Source organism: Streptomyces sp. NPDC037013 (genome assembly GCF_055607265.1).
Genome location: NZ_JBVJRV010000001.1, coordinates 551,907 through 569,237 on the forward strand (window position 1 = coordinate 551,907; position 17,331 = coordinate 569,237).

Here is a 17,331-nt window from a genome sequence, read left to right on the forward strand (position 1 = left end):
AAAACCACGCTGAAGGCTGGGTGAACTCTCATGGCGAGTGAAGAGCAACTGGTCGACTACCTCAAGCGGGTCGCCGCCGAGCTGCATGACACCCGGCAGCGCCTGCGCGAGGTGGAGGACCGCAGGCAGGAGCCGGTGGCGATCGTCGGCATGGCCTGCCGCTTTCCGGGCGGCATCGAGACGCCCGAGGGGCTGTGGGACCTGGTCGCCACCGGCGACGACGCGATCGAGCCCTTCCCCACGGACCGGGGCTGGGACCTCCAGGGCATCTACCACCCGGATCCGGACCACCCCGGAACCTGCTACGTACGCGAAGGCGGCTTCATCAGCGCCCCCGGCCGGTTCGACTCCGACTTCTTCGGCTTCAGCCCACGCGAGGCCCTCGCCAGCAGCCCGCAGCTGCGGCTGCTCCTGGAGACCTCCTGGGAGGCCCTGGAACGGTCCGGCATCGACCCCGCCTCGCTCAAGGGCAGCCCCACCGGCGTCTACGTCGGCGCGGCGACCACCGGCAACCAGACGCAGGGCGACCCCGGCGGCAAGGCCACCGAGGGGTACGCGGGCACCGCGCCCAGCGTCCTCTCCGGACGCGTCTCCTTCACCCTCGGCCTCGAAGGCCCCGCGGTGACCGTCGAGACCGCCTGCTCCTCCTCGCTGGTGGCCATGCACCTGGCGGCCAACGCCTTGCGGCAGGACGAGTGCGACCTCGCCCTGGCGGGCGGCGTCACCGTCATGTCCACCCCCGAGGTGTTCACCGGTTTCTCGCGCCAGCGCGGACTGGCACCCGACGGCCGCTGCAAGCCCTTCGCCGCCGCGGCGGACGGCACGGGCTGGGGCGAGGGCGCGGGACTCATCGTCCTGGAACGTCTCTCCGACGCCCGCCGCAAGGGCCACAAAGTCCTTGCCGTGCTGCGCGGTTCGGCCATCAACCAGGACGGCGCCAGCAACGGATTCACCGCGCCCAATGGCCCCTCCCAGCGTCGCGTCATCCGCCAGGCCCTCGCCGGCGCCCACCTCTCCACGTCGGAGATCGACGTCGTCGAGGCGCACGGCACCGGTACCAGGCTCGGTGACCCCATCGAGGCCGAGGCGCTCATCGCCACGTACGGCAAGGACCGCGAGGCCGACCGCCCGCTGTGGCTCGGCTCGGTCAAGTCCAACATCGGTCACACGCAGGCCGCCGCGGGCGTCGCGGGCGTCATCAAGATGGTGATGGCCCTGCAGAACGAACTGCTGCCCTCCACCCTCAACGTCGACGAGCCGACCCCGCACGTCCAATGGGACGGTGGCGGCGTACGCCTCCTGACCGAGCCGGTCCCCTGGTCCCGCGGCGAACGCCCGCGCCGCGCCGGCGTCTCCTCCTTCGGCATCTCCGGCACGAACGCGCACGTGATCCTGGAGGAGGCGCCGGAGGAGTCGCGAGAGGAGACCCCGTCGGCCGAGGCCGCTCCGGGTGACGTCGTCGCGCCGGGAGCGGGCGTGGTCCCGTGGATGGTGTCCGGGCGCTCGTTCGACGCATTGCGTGAACAGGCGCGGCGGCTGGCCGAGTTCACGTCCGGGCATGCGGATGCCCCGACGGACGGGGTGGGTTGGTCCCTGGCCACGACACGGGCGGTTCTCGAACACCGCGCGGTCGTCGTGGGCCGCGACCGGGAAGCCCTGACGGCAGGCCTTGGGTCTCTCGCAGCGGGCGAGGCGTCGGCGGACGTGGTGTCGGGGGTGGCCGGGGATGTGGGGCCGGGGCCGGTACTGGTTTTCCCTGGGCAGGGGTCACAGTGGGTAGGTATGGGCGCCCAACTGCTGGATGAGTCGCCGGTGTTCGCGGGACGGATCGCTGAGTGTGAGCGGGCGCTTTCGGCGTACGTGGACTGGTCGCTGACGGATGTGCTGCGCGGGGATGGCGGTGAGCTGTCTCGGGTCGAGGTTGTCCAGCCGGTGCTGTGGGCGGTGATGGTGTCCCTGGCTGCGGTCTGGGAGGACTACGGGATCAAGCCCGCTGCTGTCATCGGCCACTCGCAGGGCGAGATGGCTGCCGCGTGTGTGGCCGGGGCGCTGTCGCTGGAGGACGCGGCGCGGATCGTCGCGGTGCGCAGTGACGCGCTCAGGCAGCTTCAGGGGCACGGCGACATGGCGTCGCTGGGGACGGGGGCCGAGGAGGCTGCCGAGCTCATCGGCGACCGGCCGGGCGTCTGCGTCGCTGCCGTCAACGGGCCGTCCTCCACCGTGATTTCGGGTCCGCCCGAGCATGTCGCGGCGGTTGTTGCCGATGCGGAGGTGCGTGGTCTGCGGGCCCGGGTCATCGATGTCGGTTACGCCTCGCACGGCCCCCAGATCGACGAACTCCGTGACCTGCTGACCGAGCGCCTGGCCGAAATCCGGCCGTCGAGTACTGATGTCGCCTTCTATTCGACGGTCACGGCCGAGCGCCTGGCTGACACCACCGCCCTGGACACCGAGTACTGGGTCACCAACCTCCGCCAGCCGGTGCGTTTCGCCGACACCATAGAAGCGCTCCTCGCAGACGGTTACCGGCTCTTCATCGAAGCCAGCCCGCACCCGGTGCTCGCTCTCGGCATGGAAGAGACCATCGAACAGGCCGAGATCCCGGCGACCGTCGTGCCGACCCTGCGCCGCGATCACGGCGACACGCTCCAGCTCACTCGCGCCGCCGCCCACGCCTTCACCGCCGGTGCCGAGGTCGACTGGCGGCGCTGGTTCCCGGCCGACCCCACCCCCCGTACCGTCGACCTCCCCACCTACGCCTTCCAGCACCGCCACTACTGGCTGCCGGTGGACGGCGTCGGCGACGTGCGGTCCGCCGGGCTGCGGAGGCTCGAACACACGTTGCTGCCCGCCGCGCTCGGACTCGCCGACGGCGCGCTCGTGCTGACCGGGCGGCTCTCGGCGGCCGGTGGCGGTGATGGCGGCTGGCTCGCCGACCATGCCGTGGCGGGTACGACGCTCGTGCCCGGCGCCGCGCTGGTCGAGTGGGCGTTGCAGGCGGCCGACGAGGCCGGGTGCTCCACGGTCGAGGAGCTGACGCTTCAGGCACCCCTCGTGCTCCCGGACTCCGGCGGTCTGCAGGTCCAGGTGGTCGTCGGCGCGACCGACGGGCAGGGCGGCCGGCGCGAGGTGCGGGTCTTCTCCCGTGTCGACTCGGACGAGGATCCGGTCGGGCAGGACGAGGGCTGGACCTGTCACGCCATCGGCGCGCTGAGCCCCGACTCCGTCGAGGTTCCGGACGGGCTCGCGGGCCAGTGGCCCCCGGCGGGTGCCGAGCCTGTGGAGATCGGGGATCTTTACGAGCGCGCGGCCTCGGCGGGTTACGAGTACGGGCCGTCGTTCCAGGGCCTGCGCGCGGTGTGGCGGCACGGACAGGACCTGCTGGCCGAGGTGGAGCTGCCCGAGCAGGCCGGCTCACACGACGGCTTCGGCATCCATCCCGTACTTCTGGACGCCGCGCTGCACCCGGCCCTGTTGCTGGAGCAGGACCCGGACGACGCGGGCGGCACGGGAGAACTCCGTCTGCCGTTCGCGTGGAACGGGGTGTCTCTGTGGGCCACGGGCGCCGCCACCGTACGGGTACGTCTGGCCCCGTACACGGAAGAGGGAGCGGAGGACGGCGGTGCGCTGCGTGTGACGGTCGCCGACGCCGCCGGGGCGCCGGTCCTGAGCGCGGACTCCCTGGCGCTGCGGCCCGCCGACCCGGAACTTCTGCGCTCGGCCGCGCGGGCGGGCAGGGGCACCGACGGGCTGTTCACCGTGGAGTGGATCACCGCGCACGCGGCGGCCGAGGAGGAGAGCCGCGACGGCTGGGCGGTGCTCGGCCCGGACACACCCGACGGGGCCGTATCCGCGCAGGACATGACCCGGTACCCGGATCTGCCGGCCCTGTCGGCCGCGCTCGACGCCGGCACGCAGGCCCCCACCACCGTCCTGGTCGATACCGCCGCCACGCTTTCTCCCACGTCACCCGGCGGGGCGGTCGACGCGAGCGGCCGTGAGGCCGCCGAACGCACCTTGCACCTGGTACGGGAGTGGCTCGCCGAACCGCGCCTCGCCGAGGCCCGGCTCGTCCTGGTGACCCGCCACGCGGTGGCGACCGCGACGAAGGGCGACGACGGCGGGGACCACCTGGCCCCCCAGCCCCAGCCGACCCAGAAGACCATCGATCCGTCGGCCGCCGCCATATGGGGACTGATACGCAGCGCCCAGGCCGAACACCCGGACCGCTTCGTCCTGTTGGACCTGGACGCCGGAGACGACACCGACCGGACGGCGGCCCTCGCGCGAGCCCTCGCCACGGGGGAGCCGCAGCTCGCCGTCCGCGCGGGAGAACCGAAGGCCCCCCGCCTGACCCCGGCCACCACCCCCTCGACCGCGCCCGCCTCCGACCCCGCCCTCGACCCCGAAGGCACCGTCCTCATCGCGGGCGGCACCGGCATGATGGGCGGTCTCGTCGCCGAACACCTGGTGCGTGCCTGGTCGGTACGGCACCTCCTGCTGGTCAGCCGGCAGGGTTCCGACGCCCCGGGCGCCCGGGAGCTCGCCGACCGGCTGACCGGACTGGGCGCCGAGGTGCGGATCGTGGCCGCCGACCTGACGGACGGCCCCGCCACCGCGGAACTGGTCGCCTCCGTCGACCCGGCGCACCCGCTGACCGGCGTGATCCATGCCGCGGGTGTCCTGGACGACGCCGTGGTCACCGCCCAGACCCCCGAGCAGCTGGCCCGGGTGTGGGCCGCGAAGGCCTCCGTCGCCGCCAACCTGGACGCGGCCACGGCGGAACTGTCGCTCGGACTGTTCGTGATGTTCTCGTCCGCCGCCGGTGTCCTCGGCAACGCGGGCCAGGCCGGATATGCCGCCGCCAACGCCTTCGTCGACGCCCTCGTGGCCCGCCGCCGCGGCGCCGGTCTGCCCGGCCTTTCGATCGCCTGGGGCCTGTGGGCGCGCGGCAGTGCCATGACGCGGCACCTGGACGACGCCGACCTGGCGCGGCTGCGCGCGGGCGGCGTGAAACCGCTCCTGGACGAGCAGGGCCTCGCACTGCTCGACGCGGCGCGGACCGCCGCCCCGCACACCTCGCTGGTGGTCGCCGCCGGAATCGACGTCCGCGGCCTCGGCGGGGACGACGTGCCCGCCATGCTGCGCAACCTGACGGGCCGCTCCCGGCGCAGGGCGGCGGCCGACGGAACCGTGGACCGAGGCGCACTGGAGTCGCGGCTCGCCGGCCTGGACGAGGCCGGCCGCCGGGCCGTCGTCGGTGACGTGGTACGCGAATGCGTGGCGGCGGTACTCGGTCACCGGTCCCCGGCGGACGTGCGCACCGAGGCCAACTTCAAGGACCTCGGCTTCGACTCCCTCACGGCCGTGCAGCTGCGCAACCGCCTCTCGGCGGCGAGCGGCCTCCGCCTGCCCGCCACGATGGCCTTCGACCACCCCACCCCCGACGCCCTCGCCGCCTACCTGTGCACGCGGCTCGGCGGCAGCAGGGCGGCGGCACCCGCCGCCCCCGTGGCGCCGTCGTCGACCGGGACGGACGACCCGGTGGCGATCGTCGCCATGGCCTGCAAGTACCCGGGTGGCGTGACCTCGCCGGAAGGCCTCTGGGACCTGGTCGCCGCGGGCACGGACGCCATGGGTGCCTTCCCCACGGATCGCGGCTGGGACCTGGAACGCCTCTTCCACCCCGACCCGGACCACCCCGGCACCAGCTATGCCGACGTAGGGGCCTTCCTGCCGGACGCGGGGGATTTCGACGCGGCGTTCTTCGGGATCAATCCGCGTGAGGCGCTGGCGATGGACCCGCAGCAGCGGCTGCTGCTGGAGGCGTCCTGGGAGGCGATCGAACGGGCCGGCATCGACCCGACGACGCTCAAGGGCAGCCTGACCGGCACCTACGTGGGCGTCATGTACCACGACTACGCCGCGGGCCTGGCGCAGGACGCCCAGCTGGAGGGCTACTCCATGCTGGCCGGTTCCGGCAGCGTGGTGTCCGGCCGGGTCTCGTACACCCTGGGACTCGAGGGCCCGGCGGTGACGGTCGACACGGCGTGCTCGTCGTCGCTGGTCTCGATCCATCTGGCGGCGCAGGCACTGCGCCAGGGCGAGTGCGACCTGGCCCTGGCGGGCGGCGTCACCGTGATGGCCACCCCTGAGGTCTTCACCGGTTTCTCGCGCCAGCGTGGCCTGGCGCCCGACGGCCGTTGCAAGCCCTTCGCCGCCGCCGCCGACGGCACGGGCTGGGGCGAGGGCGTCGGCGTACTCCTGCTCGAACGCCTCTCGGACGCCCGCCGCAATGGCCACCAGGTCCTGGGCCTCCTGCGCGGCTCCGCCGTCAACCAGGACGGCGCGAGCAACGGCCTCACGGCCCCGAACGGCCCGTCGCAGGAGCGGGTGATCCGCCAGGCGCTGTCGAGCGGCCATCTCACCGCGGCCGATGTGGACGTGGTGGAAGGCCACGGCACGGGCACCACGTTGGGTGATCCGATTGAGGCGCAGGCGTTGTTGGCGACGTATGGGCAGGGTCGGCCGGTGGAGCGGCCGTTGTGGTTGGGTTCGGTGAAGTCGAACATCGGTCATACGCAGGCTGCCGCGGGTGTGGCGGGTGTGATCAAGATGGTGTTGGCGATGCGTCATGGTGTGGTGCCGGCGAGTCTGCATGTGGATGCGCCGTCGCCGCATGTGGATTGGGAGTCTGGCGCGGTTCGTCTGGCGTCGGAGACGGTGGCGTGGCCGGAAGTGGGCCGGGTCCGTCGTGCGGGCGTCTCGTCCTTCGGCGCCTCGGGAACGAACGCACACCTGATACTTGAATACGACCCCGAGCTGACGGACGAGCCGGTGAGCTCGCTCCCGGAGGCGACGGACTCCTTGACGCCGGAGGTCTCCTCCAGCGTGCCGTGGGTGCTGTCGGCGCGCGGCCCCCAGGCCTTGCGTGCTCAGGCACGCCGCCTGCGCGAGGCGGTGGCCACGGATACGGCGCCGGCGATACGAGACGTGGGCTGGTCCCTGCTGCACTCGCGCTCTCTGTTCGACCACCGCGCGGTGGTGACGGGCCGCGACCGCACCGAACTGCTGGCAGGCCTCGACGCACTGGCCGACGGCAAACCCCACCCCACGCTGACGGAAACCCGCCCGGGCGCCGTCCCTCCCAGCGGCGACACGGTGTGGTTGTTCAGTGGTCAGGGGAGTCAGTTGGTGGGGATGGGGGCCGGTTTGTATGAGCGGTTCCCGGTGTTCGCCGAGGCCTTTGACGAGGTGTGTGCCCTGCTGGATGCGGAGCTTGGGGCTTCGCTGAAGGATGTTGTTTTCGGTGGTCCGCGGGAGTTGTTGGATCACACGATGTGGGCGCAGGCCGGTCTGTTTGCGTTGCAGGTGGGCCTGGCGCGGTTGTGGGAGTCGGTCGGGGTGCGCCCCGATGTGGTCGTGGGCCATTCGATCGGGGAGATTGCCGCTGCGTTTGTGGCGGGTGTGTTCGGGCTGGAGGATGCGTGCCGGGTGGTGGGTGCGCGGGCTCGGTTGATGGGCGCGTTGCCTGAGGGCGGGGCGATGTGTGCGGTGCAGGCCACGCCGGCGGAGCTGGCGGGGGATGTGGACGGCACGGCAGTGAGTATTGCGGCGGTCAATACGCCTGATTCGACGGTGATTTCGGGTCCGGTGGATGAGGTGGAGGCGGTTGCGGGTCGGTGGCGGGAGCAGGGCAGGAAGACCAAGGCCCTCGCGGTGAGTCACGCTTTCCATTCCGCGCTGATGGAGCCGATGCTGGCGGAGTTCACCGAAGCGCTGCGTGGGGTGGAGTTCCGTCAGCCGTCGATTCCGTTGTTGAGCAATGTCTCGGGTGAGGTTGCGGGTGAGGAGATCGCGCGGCCGGAGTATTGGGCGCGGCATGTGCGGCAGGCGGTGTTGTTCCAGCCCGCCATAGCCCATGTGGCGGAGCGTGCGGGCGTGTTCGTGGAGCTGGGTCCCGCCCCGGTCCTGGTCACCGCAGCGCAGCACACCCTGGATGATGCAGTTGATTCATCCGTGGCCGAGCCGGTGTTGGTGTCTTCGCTGGCGGGGGAGCGGTCGGAGGAGTCGGCGTTCTTCGAGGCGGTAGCTCGTCTGCATGTGGCGGGGGTTGCCGTGGATTGGTCGGGGTTGTTCCCGGCGGGTCCGGTGCCGCGGGTGGTGGATCTTCCGACGTATGCCTTCCAGCGTGAGCGTTTCTGGTTGTCGGGTCGTGCGGGTGGTGGAGATGCGGCCGGGCTGGGGCTGGTGGCTGCGGGGCATCCGTTGCTGGGCGCGGCGGTGGAGTTCGCCGACCGGGGCGGGTGCCTGCTGACGGGACGGTTGTCGCGCTCGGGTGCGGCCTGGCTTGCCGATCACGTGGTGGCCGGGACTGTCCTGGTGCCGGGTGCGGCCCTGGTGGAGTGGGTGTTGCGCGCCGGTGATGAGGTCGGCTGCGGGGCGGTGGAGGAGTTGATGCTGCAGGCACCTGTGGTGGTGCCCGAGGCGTCCGGACTTCGCGTGCAGGTCGTCGTCGATGAAGCCGATGACCAGGGCCGTCGCGGGGTGCAGATCTATACCCGCCCCGACGGGGACACCACAGACGGCGATGACACGTGGGTCTGCCACGCCACCGGAACCCTCACTCCCGAAGTCGACGCAGCAGAAACTGAGTTGACGGGTGTCTGGCCGCCCGTCGATGCCGAACCCGTGGGCATCGAGGACTTCTACGAGCGCGTGGCCGACGCGGGCTACGCGTACGGCCCCGCGTTCCGAGGCCTGCGCGCGGCATGGCGGCACGGCCAGGACCTGCTGGCGGAAGTGGAACTGCCGGAGGTCGCGGGGACCCACGACGGTTACGGCATCCACCCCGCCCTCCTGGACGCCGTCCTCCACCCGGCCCTGCTGCTCGACTGGCCCGGCCAACCGCAGGAGGACGACGGCAGGATCTGGCTGCCGTTCACCTGGAACCAGGTCGCCCTGTGGGCGGCCGGCGCCGGCACCGTACGCGTACGTCTGTCGCCCGGCGAGCACGACGAGGCCGAACGGGAGGTACGGGTCCAGGTGACCGATGGCGTCGGCGCCCAGGTCCTGACCGTGGGTTCGCTGACGCTGCGTCCCGCCGACCTCACACAGCTCCAGGCCGAACAGGCGCACGAAAAGGGGCTGTTCGCTCTCGAATGGACAGCTCTCCCGCTGCCCCAGCCGTCGAAGGCCGCAGCCGAGACCGAGGCCGGGGCCGTGGCCAGGGACGGCTGGGTCACGCTGACGGAGGATGTCGGTCTGTCGGAGGTGGCGCGGGCCGCCGAAGACGAGGCGCCATGGGCGGTCCTCGCTCCCGTCGACGGCCTCGCCGGGCGTGGAGTGGACGTCGTCCAAGGGGCCTTGGAGCTCATACAGGAGTTCCTGGCCTTGCCGGAACTGTCGGAGTCCCGCCTGCTGTTCGTGACCCACCGAGCGGTGACCACCGACAGCGACGGTCGCCTGCACGGAGACGTGGACGCGACCGCGGCAGCCGTATGGGGCCTGGTGCGCAGCGCCCAATCGGAGAACCCGGGCCGCTTCGTGCTGCTCGACGTCGAGCCTGACGTCGAGAGCGACACCGTCGCGGGAGGCCCCGAGGAGGGGCTGCCCGAGGCCCTCCTGCGGCAAGCCGCCGAGCACCTCGACGAACCCCAACTCGCCCTGCGCAACGGCCACATACTGGTGCCCCGACTCGTCCGTGCGGCGGCCGGACTGCTGGCCGCGGTGCCCGACGCACGCGCCTGGCGCCTCGACAAGGGGGCCGCGGAGACGCTGGAGAGCGTGACCCCGGTCGCCTACCCGGAGCTCCTGGAACCGCTCGGCCCCGGTCAGGTACGGCTCGACGTCCACTCCGCGGGCATCAACTTCCGTGACGTCCTGGTCAGTCTCGGCATGGTGCCGGGTCAGATCGGCCTCGGCGGCGAAGGCGCCGGCGTGGTGACGGAGGTCGGCCCGGGTGTGACGCACCTGTCGGTCGGTGACCGCGTCATGGGCGTACTGCACGGCTCCTTCGGCCCCATGGCCGTGGCGGACACGCGGATGGTCGCGCCGGTCCCACAGGGCTGGGACATGCGTCAGGCGGCCGGCATGCCCGTCGCGTATCTGACGGCTTGGTACGGGTTGGTGGAGCTGGCCGGCCTCAAGGCGGGGGAGAGGGTGCTGATCCACGCCGGTACGGGTGGTGTGGGCATGGCGGCGATTCAGATTGCCCAACACCTGGGGGCGGAGGTATTCGCGACGGCGAGCCCGGCCAAGCACGCGGTGCTGGAAGAGATGGGAATCGACGCCGCTCATCGTGCCTCCTCCAGGGATCTCGCCTTCGAGGACACGATCCGGGCAGCGACCGGCGGCCAGGGCGTCGACGTCGTACTGAACAGCCTGACGGGTGAGTTCATCGACGCGTCGCTGCGACTGCTCGGTGAGGGCGGCCGGTTCCTGGAGATGGGCAAGACCGATCTCCGTACCCCCGAGGACGTGACCGCCGAACACCCGGGCGTGGCGTACACCGTGTACGACCTCGTCACCGATGCCGGGCCGGACCGGATCCAGGCCATGATGCGGGAGCTGGGGGAGAAGTTCGCGTCCGCCGCACTCGACCCGCTGCCCGTCCGCGCCTGGCCGCTGGACAAGGCGCGGGAGGCGTTCCGGTTCATGAGCCAGGCGAAGCACACCGGCAAGCTGGTGCTGGAAATTCCCCCCGCTCTCGACCGGGACGGCACGGTGTTGATCACCGGTGGTACGGGTGCGTTGGGCCAGGTGGTGGCGGAGCATCTCGTGCGTGAGTGGGGTGTGCGTCATCTTCTGCTGGCCAGCCGCCGCGGTCCTGCCGCTCCTGGTGCTGAGGAACTGGTGGCCCGGCTCGGCGAGTTGGGTGCTGAGGTGCAGATCGTGGCCGCTGATGTCGGTGATCTGGCGTCGGTGGTGGAGCTGGTCGGCAAGACCGACCCCTCCCATCCGCTGACCGGTGTCGTACATGCGGCGGGTGTCCTGGAGGATGCCGTGGTCACCGCGCAGACGCGTGAGGGTCTGGGGCGGGTGTGGGCGGCGAAGGCCGCTGCCGCGGAAAATCTGCATGAGGCGACGCGTGGGATGCGGCTGGGCCTGTTCGTGGTCTTCTCGTCCGCGGCGGCCACTCTCGGCAGCCCGGGTCAGGCCAACTACGCGGCAGCCAACGCCTATTGCGACGGTTTGATGCGTCACCGTCGTGCCACGGGTCTGGCGGGGCTGTCCGTGGGCTGGGGGCTGTGGCAGGACACGGCGGCAGCGACCGACCAGACGGCCGACGCGACCAACGGGGCCGTCGGCGGGATGACGGGCGGGCTCAGCGGCACCGACCTGGCTCGCATGAGCCGTATCGGCGTCAAGGCCATGACCAACGAACACGGCCTGGCCCTCCTGGACGCCGCCCACCGCTACGGTCACGCCCACCTCGTGGCCGCCGACCTCAACACCCGCATCCTGGCGGGCCAGGAGGCCGCCGCCCTGCCCGCCCTGCTGCGGGGCTTCGGTGGCGGCCGGGGTGCCGCGCGGCCGACCGCCGCCACCGTCCGGCAGGACATCGACTGGGCCGGCAAGCTGTCCGTGCTGACCGCCGACGATCAACACCGCACACTCCTCGACCTGGTGCGGACACACGCGGCGGCGGTCCTCGGACACACCGGTACCGACGCCGTGCGCGCCGACGCCCCCTTCCAGGACCTCGGCTTCGACTCCCTCACCGCCGTCGAACTGCGCAACAGGCTGTCGGCCGCCACCGGCCTGCGCCTGCCGTCCACGTTCATCTTCCGGCACCCCACCCCGTCGGCCATCGCCGCCGAGCTGCGGACGCGGCTCTGCCCGGCCGGCGCGGATCCGTCGGCGCCGCTCTTCGGCGAGCTGGACAAGCTGGAGACGGCGATCACGGGACAGGCGCACGACGAGGACACCCGCAACCGGCTGACGGCCCGCCTGCAGAACCTGCTGTGGCGGCTGGACGACGCCGCCCTCGGCAGCGGCCCAACGGGCGCCGCGAACGGCGGCTCGGCCATGAACGGAGCGGCCGGCACGCACGGCGAGGGTGGGGCCGACGGCGAGGCCGTCCCGAACGGAGACCTCGAGTCCGCGTCGGACGACGAGCTCTTCGAACTGATCGACCGAGAACTGCCTTCTTGATCAGGAGTGGAGAAGACATGCCGGGCACGCAGGACACACCGGGTACGGAGGACAAGCTCCGCCACTACCTGAAGCGAGTGACGGCGGATCTCGGGCAGACCCGTCAGCGCCTGCGCGACATGGAGGAACGGCAGCGGGAACCGGTGGCCATCGTCGCGATGGCCTGCCGGTACCCCGGCGGCGTGGCCTCGCCGGAGCAGCTGTGGGACCTGGTCGCCTCGGGCGGCGACGCCATCGAGGAGTTCCCCGCCGACCGCGGCTGGGACCTCGACGGCCTCTACCACCCCGACCCCGACCACCCGGGGACGACCTACGTGAGGGAGGCCGGGTTCCTGCGGGACGCGGCCCGCTTCGACGCCGACTTCTTCGGCGTCAATCCGCGGGAGGCACTCGCCGCCGACCCCCAGCAGCGGGTGCTCCTGGAGGTCGCCTGGGAACTGTTCGAGCGGGCGGGCATCGACCCCGCCACGCTCAAGGACACGCTGACCGGCGTGTACGCGGGCGTGTCGAGCCAGGACCACATGTCGGGCGAGCAGGTGCCGCGCGAGGTCGAGGGGTACGCCACCACGGGCACCCTGTCGAGCGTCATCTCCGGCCGCATCGCCTACACCTTCGGTCTCGCGGGCCCCGCGGTGACCCTGGACACCGCGTGCTCGGCCTCACTGGTGGCGATCCACCTGGCCTGCCAGGCGCTGCGGCAGGGCGACTGCACCCTGGCACTCGCCGGCGGAGTGACCGTACTCTCCACGCCCACCGCCTTCGTGGAGTTCTCCCGCCAGCGCGGCCTGGCGCCGGACGGCCGCTGCAAGCCGTTCGCCGAGGCCGCCGACGGCACCGGTTTCTCCGAGGGAGTCGGCCTGATCCTCCTGGAACGCCTCTCCGACGCGCGCCGCAACGGCCACCGGATACTCGGTGTCGTACGCGGATCAGCGGTCAACCAGGACGGCGCGAGCAACGGCCTGACCGCCCCCAACGACGTCTCCCAGGAACGGGTGATCCGCCAGGCCCTCACCAACGCCCGCGTCACCCCCGACACCGTCGACGCCGTGGAGGCGCACGGCACCGGCACCACGCTCGGCGACCCGATCGAGGGCAACGCGCTCCTCGCCACCTACGGAACGGAGAGGCCCGCCGACCGGCCGCTCTGGCTCGGCTCCGTGAAGTCCAACATCGGTCACACGCAGGCCGCCGCGGGTGTCGCGGGCGTCATCAAGATGGTGATGGCGATGCGCCACGGCGAGCTGCCGGCCTCCCTGCACATCGACCGGCCCACGCCCCACGTGGACTGGGAGGGCGGGGGAGTGCGCCTGCTCACGGAACCGGTCCCGTGGCCGAGCTCCGACCGCCCGCGCCGGGCAGGTGTCTCCTCCTTCGGCATCAGCGGTACGAACGCGCACCTGATCGTGGAACAAGCACCAGGCCATGCCGGAGCCGACGAGCCATCCCACCCGCCGACGCCCCCGGAACTCACGGAGGCATCGGACTCCTCCGACAGCCGGGTGGTGCCGTGGCTGGTCTCCGCCCGCAGCCAGGAGGCGCTGCGCGCGCAGGCCGCCGCCCTGGCCGAACGCACCGGTAGCGGCGGGCCGTTGGCCGCCTCGGCCACGACCACCGACATCGGCTGGTCCCTGCTGAACACACGCGCGCTGCACGAACACCGTGCAGTGGTCGTCGGCGACCGGCGCGCCGACCTGGTGGCGGGCCTGGAGGCACTGGCGGCGGGAGACCTGCACCCTTCCCTCGTCGGACCGTCTCCGGCGCGGGCCGGCACGGCGAGTGACGTGGTGTGGTTGTTCAGCGGTCAGGGGAGTCAGCTGGTGGGGATGGGGGCTGGTCTGTATGAGCGGTTCCCGGTGTTCGCCGAGGCCTTTGACGAGGTGTGTGGCCTGCTGGATGCGGAGCTTGGGGCTTCGCTGAAGGATGTTGTTTTCGGTGGTCCGCGTGAGTTGTTGGATCACACGATGTGGGCGCAGGCCGGGTTGTTTGCGTTGCAGGTGGCTCTGGCCCGGCTTTGGGAGTCGGTCGGGGTGCGCCCCGATGTGGTCGTGGGCCACTCGATCGGGGAGATTGCCGCTGCTTATGTGGCGGGTGTATTCGGGCTGGAGGATGCGTGCCGGGTGGTCGGAGCGCGGGCTCGGTTGATGGGTGCGTTGCCTGAGGGCGGGGCGATGTGCGCGGTGCAGGCCACGCCGGCCGAGCTGGCGGCGGATGTGGACGGCACGGGAGTAAGTATTGCGGCGGTCAATACTCCTGATTCGACGGTGATTTCGGGTCCGGCGGATGAGGTGGAGGCGGTTGCGGGTCGGTGGCGGGAGCAGGGCAGGAAGACCAAGGCCCTCTCGGTGAGTCACGCTTTCCATTCCGCGCTGATGGAGCCGATGCTCGATGAGTTCACCGAAGCACTGCGGGAAGTTGAATTCCGTCAGCCGTCGATTCCGTTGTTGAGCAATGTCTCGGGTGAGCGTGCCGGTGAGGAGATCACGCGGCCGGAGTACTGGGCGCGGCACGTGCGGCAGGCGGTGCTGTTCCAGCCCGCGATAGCCCACGTGGCGGAGCGTGCGGGCGTGTTCGTGGAGCTGGGTCCCGCCCCGGTTCTGGTGACCGCTGCCCAGCACACCCTCGACAGCACGGGCGATCTGTCGGACGGCGGTGGGCCAGAGCCCGTCTTCGCCGCCTCTCTCGACTCCGCGAAGCCGGACGACGTCGCCTTCGCGCAAGCCATGGCCCGTCTGCACACGGCGGGGGTCCGGGTGGACTGGTCGCCGTACTTCCCGGCCGACCCCGCGCCCCGTGCCGTCGACCTGCCCACCTACGCCTTCCAGGGGCGGCGCTTCTGGCTGGCCGATCACGCGACGACCTCGGCCGTCTCGCGGGTGGACAGTGAGGAGGCCGGGTTCTGGGCCGCGGTCGACGGTGCGGACATCCAGGCGCTCTGCGACACCCTGCACCTCAAGGAGGACGAGCACCGGGCCGCTCTGGAGACGGTGTTCCCCGCGCTGTCCGGGTGGCGGCGCGAGCGGCGTGACCGGTCGATCGTCGACTCCTGGCGTTACCGCGTCGACTGGCAGCGTGTCGCGCTCCCCCAACACGCCTTGACCCCATCGGTGGCGCCCGAGGACGCCCCGGGTGGAAAGGCGTGGCTGGTCGTGGCTCCCGACGACGGGGCGTCCGTCTGGCAGGAGGCGTGTGTCCGGGCGCTGGAGGAAGCCGGGGCCTCGGTGACAGTCGTCCAGGTCGGCCCGGACTCCAGCCGGGCCGACCTGGCGGACCTCCTCCGATCGCGGCACGCCACGACTACGGAGGGCGCGCCGCTCCCCGAGGACGTGCCGCTCGCCGGAGTGCTCTCCCTGCTCGCGCTCGACACCTCATCGGACGACACCTCGGCCACCCGCGGCCTGACCGACACGCTGACGTTGGTGCAGGGCCTCCTGGACGCGGGTCTGGAGGCGCCTCTGTGGTGTGCCACGCGCGGCGCCGTGGCGTGCGGCGACGCCGACCCGGTCGTCGCTCCGGCGCAGGCGCCGGTCTGGGGGCTCGGGCGGGTCGCCGCACTGGAACACCCGGAGCTGTGGGGCGGGTTGGTGGATCTGCCCGCCGATCCTTCGGAGCTCGACCCGGGCGCGCTGTACGCGGTGCTGTGCGGCGACAGCGGCGAGGACCAGGTGGCGCTGCGCCGGGGCGGGGTCCTCGGCCGCCGTCTGGTGCCGGAAGCGGCCGGTGACGACGGGGCCACGGGGGAGTGGCGGCCGCAGGGTGCCGTCCTGGTCACGGGCGGCGTCGGCCACCTGGCCGATCAGGTCGTACAGTGGCTTGCCGCGTCCGGCGCCGACCATGTCGTACTCCTGGACACCGACCCGGATTCCGGTCTCGACCCCGATCTCGGCCCCGCCCCCGACTCCGTCAGCGACCGCATCAACCGCCTGACGCGGGAAGTCGCCGAGCACGGCGCCCAGTTGACGGTACTCGTGGGTGACCCCGGCGCCGAGGGCGCGGAGGCCGTCGCGCGGGCACTGCGCGAGCTGCCGGACCTGCCGATACGGACCGTCATCCACACGTCGCTGCCCGGCCGGCTCGCACCGCTGGCGGAGGTCACGCCCGCCGAGCTCGGTGCGGTGACCTCCGCCGCCATGGAACTGGGCCGACTGGCGCCCACCGGCCCGGAAGCGGTCGGCGACGGGCAGGGGCAGGGGCAGGCGGAGGGGGACAGCGCGCGGACCGTTCTGTACTTCTCCTCCGTGGCCGCCTCCCTCGGCAGCAGGGAACACGGCGCCTACGCCGCCGCCAACGCCTATCTCGACGCCCTGGCCCAGGGAAGCGACGCCGAGGGCGTCCGCACCGTATCCATCGGGTGGGGCATCTGGGACCTGCCGGACGACGGAGACGTGGCACGGGGCGCCGCCGGGCTCTCGCGGCGGCAGGGACTGCCGCCGCTGGAACCGCAGTTGGCGCTCGGCGCGCTGCGGACCGTGCTCGACGGCGGCAAGGGGCACACGCTGGTCGCCGACATCGAGTGGGACCGGTTCGCGTCGCTGTTCACGCTGGCCCGCCCCAGCCGTCTGCTCGACGGGGTCCCTGAGGCCCGGCGGGTCCTCGACGCCGCATCCGACACCGCCGGGGGAGCGGAGAAGGCCGAGGCACTCCGGCGCGACCTGGCTCCCCTGCCGCCGCGCGAGCGCGTCGGTGCGCTGCTGGACGTCGTGCGCGAACAGGTGGCCGCCGTCCTGCGGTACGAGCCGGGGCAGGAGGTGGAACCGGAGAAGGCGTTCAAGGACCTGGGTTTCGACTCCCTCGTCGTCGTCGAGCTGCGCAACCGGCTGCGTGCCGCGACCGGGCTCCGCCTGCCCGCCACGATGGTCTACGACTATCCGACGCCGCGCGCCCTCGCGGAACACCTCTTGGAGAGGGTTCTGCCCGACGGTGGCGCGGGCGAACTGCCGGTCGCCGGCCATCTGGACGACCTGGAGGCCGCCCTCGCCGGACTGGCGGCGGACGACCCGCGCCGCAAGGGTCTGATCCGGCGCCTCCAGACGCTGCTGTGGAAGCAGCCGGAGGCGAGCGGCGCGCCGGTGCCCGCGGAGGAGGACGCGCCGGACGGGACGGCGGATCTGGCGGCCGCCAGCGCCGACGACATGTTCGCGCTGATCGACCGCGAGTGGGGCACACCGTGACGTGTGT

Annotated in this window: 2 protein-coding genes; both read left to right on the top strand. The window is 72.1% G+C overall.

Annotated features, from left to right (window positions below; genetic code table 11):
* The first annotated feature begins 30 nt into the window (after positions 1 to 30).
* On the top strand, positions 31 to 12,156 hold the full coding sequence (locus tag ACZ7DY_RS02275; protein ID WP_471128896.1) for an SDR family NAD(P)-dependent oxidoreductase: 12,126 nt from the start codon (positions 31 to 33) through the stop codon (positions 12,154 to 12,156).
* 17 nt (positions 12,157 to 12,173) lie between these two features.
* Positions 12,174 to 17,324 (top strand): type I polyketide synthase, encoded by a 5,151-nt coding sequence (locus ACZ7DY_RS02280; RefSeq protein WP_471128899.1) that lies wholly within the window; start codon positions 12,174 to 12,176, stop codon positions 17,322 to 17,324.
* Positions 17,325 to 17,331: the final 7 nt, after the last annotated feature.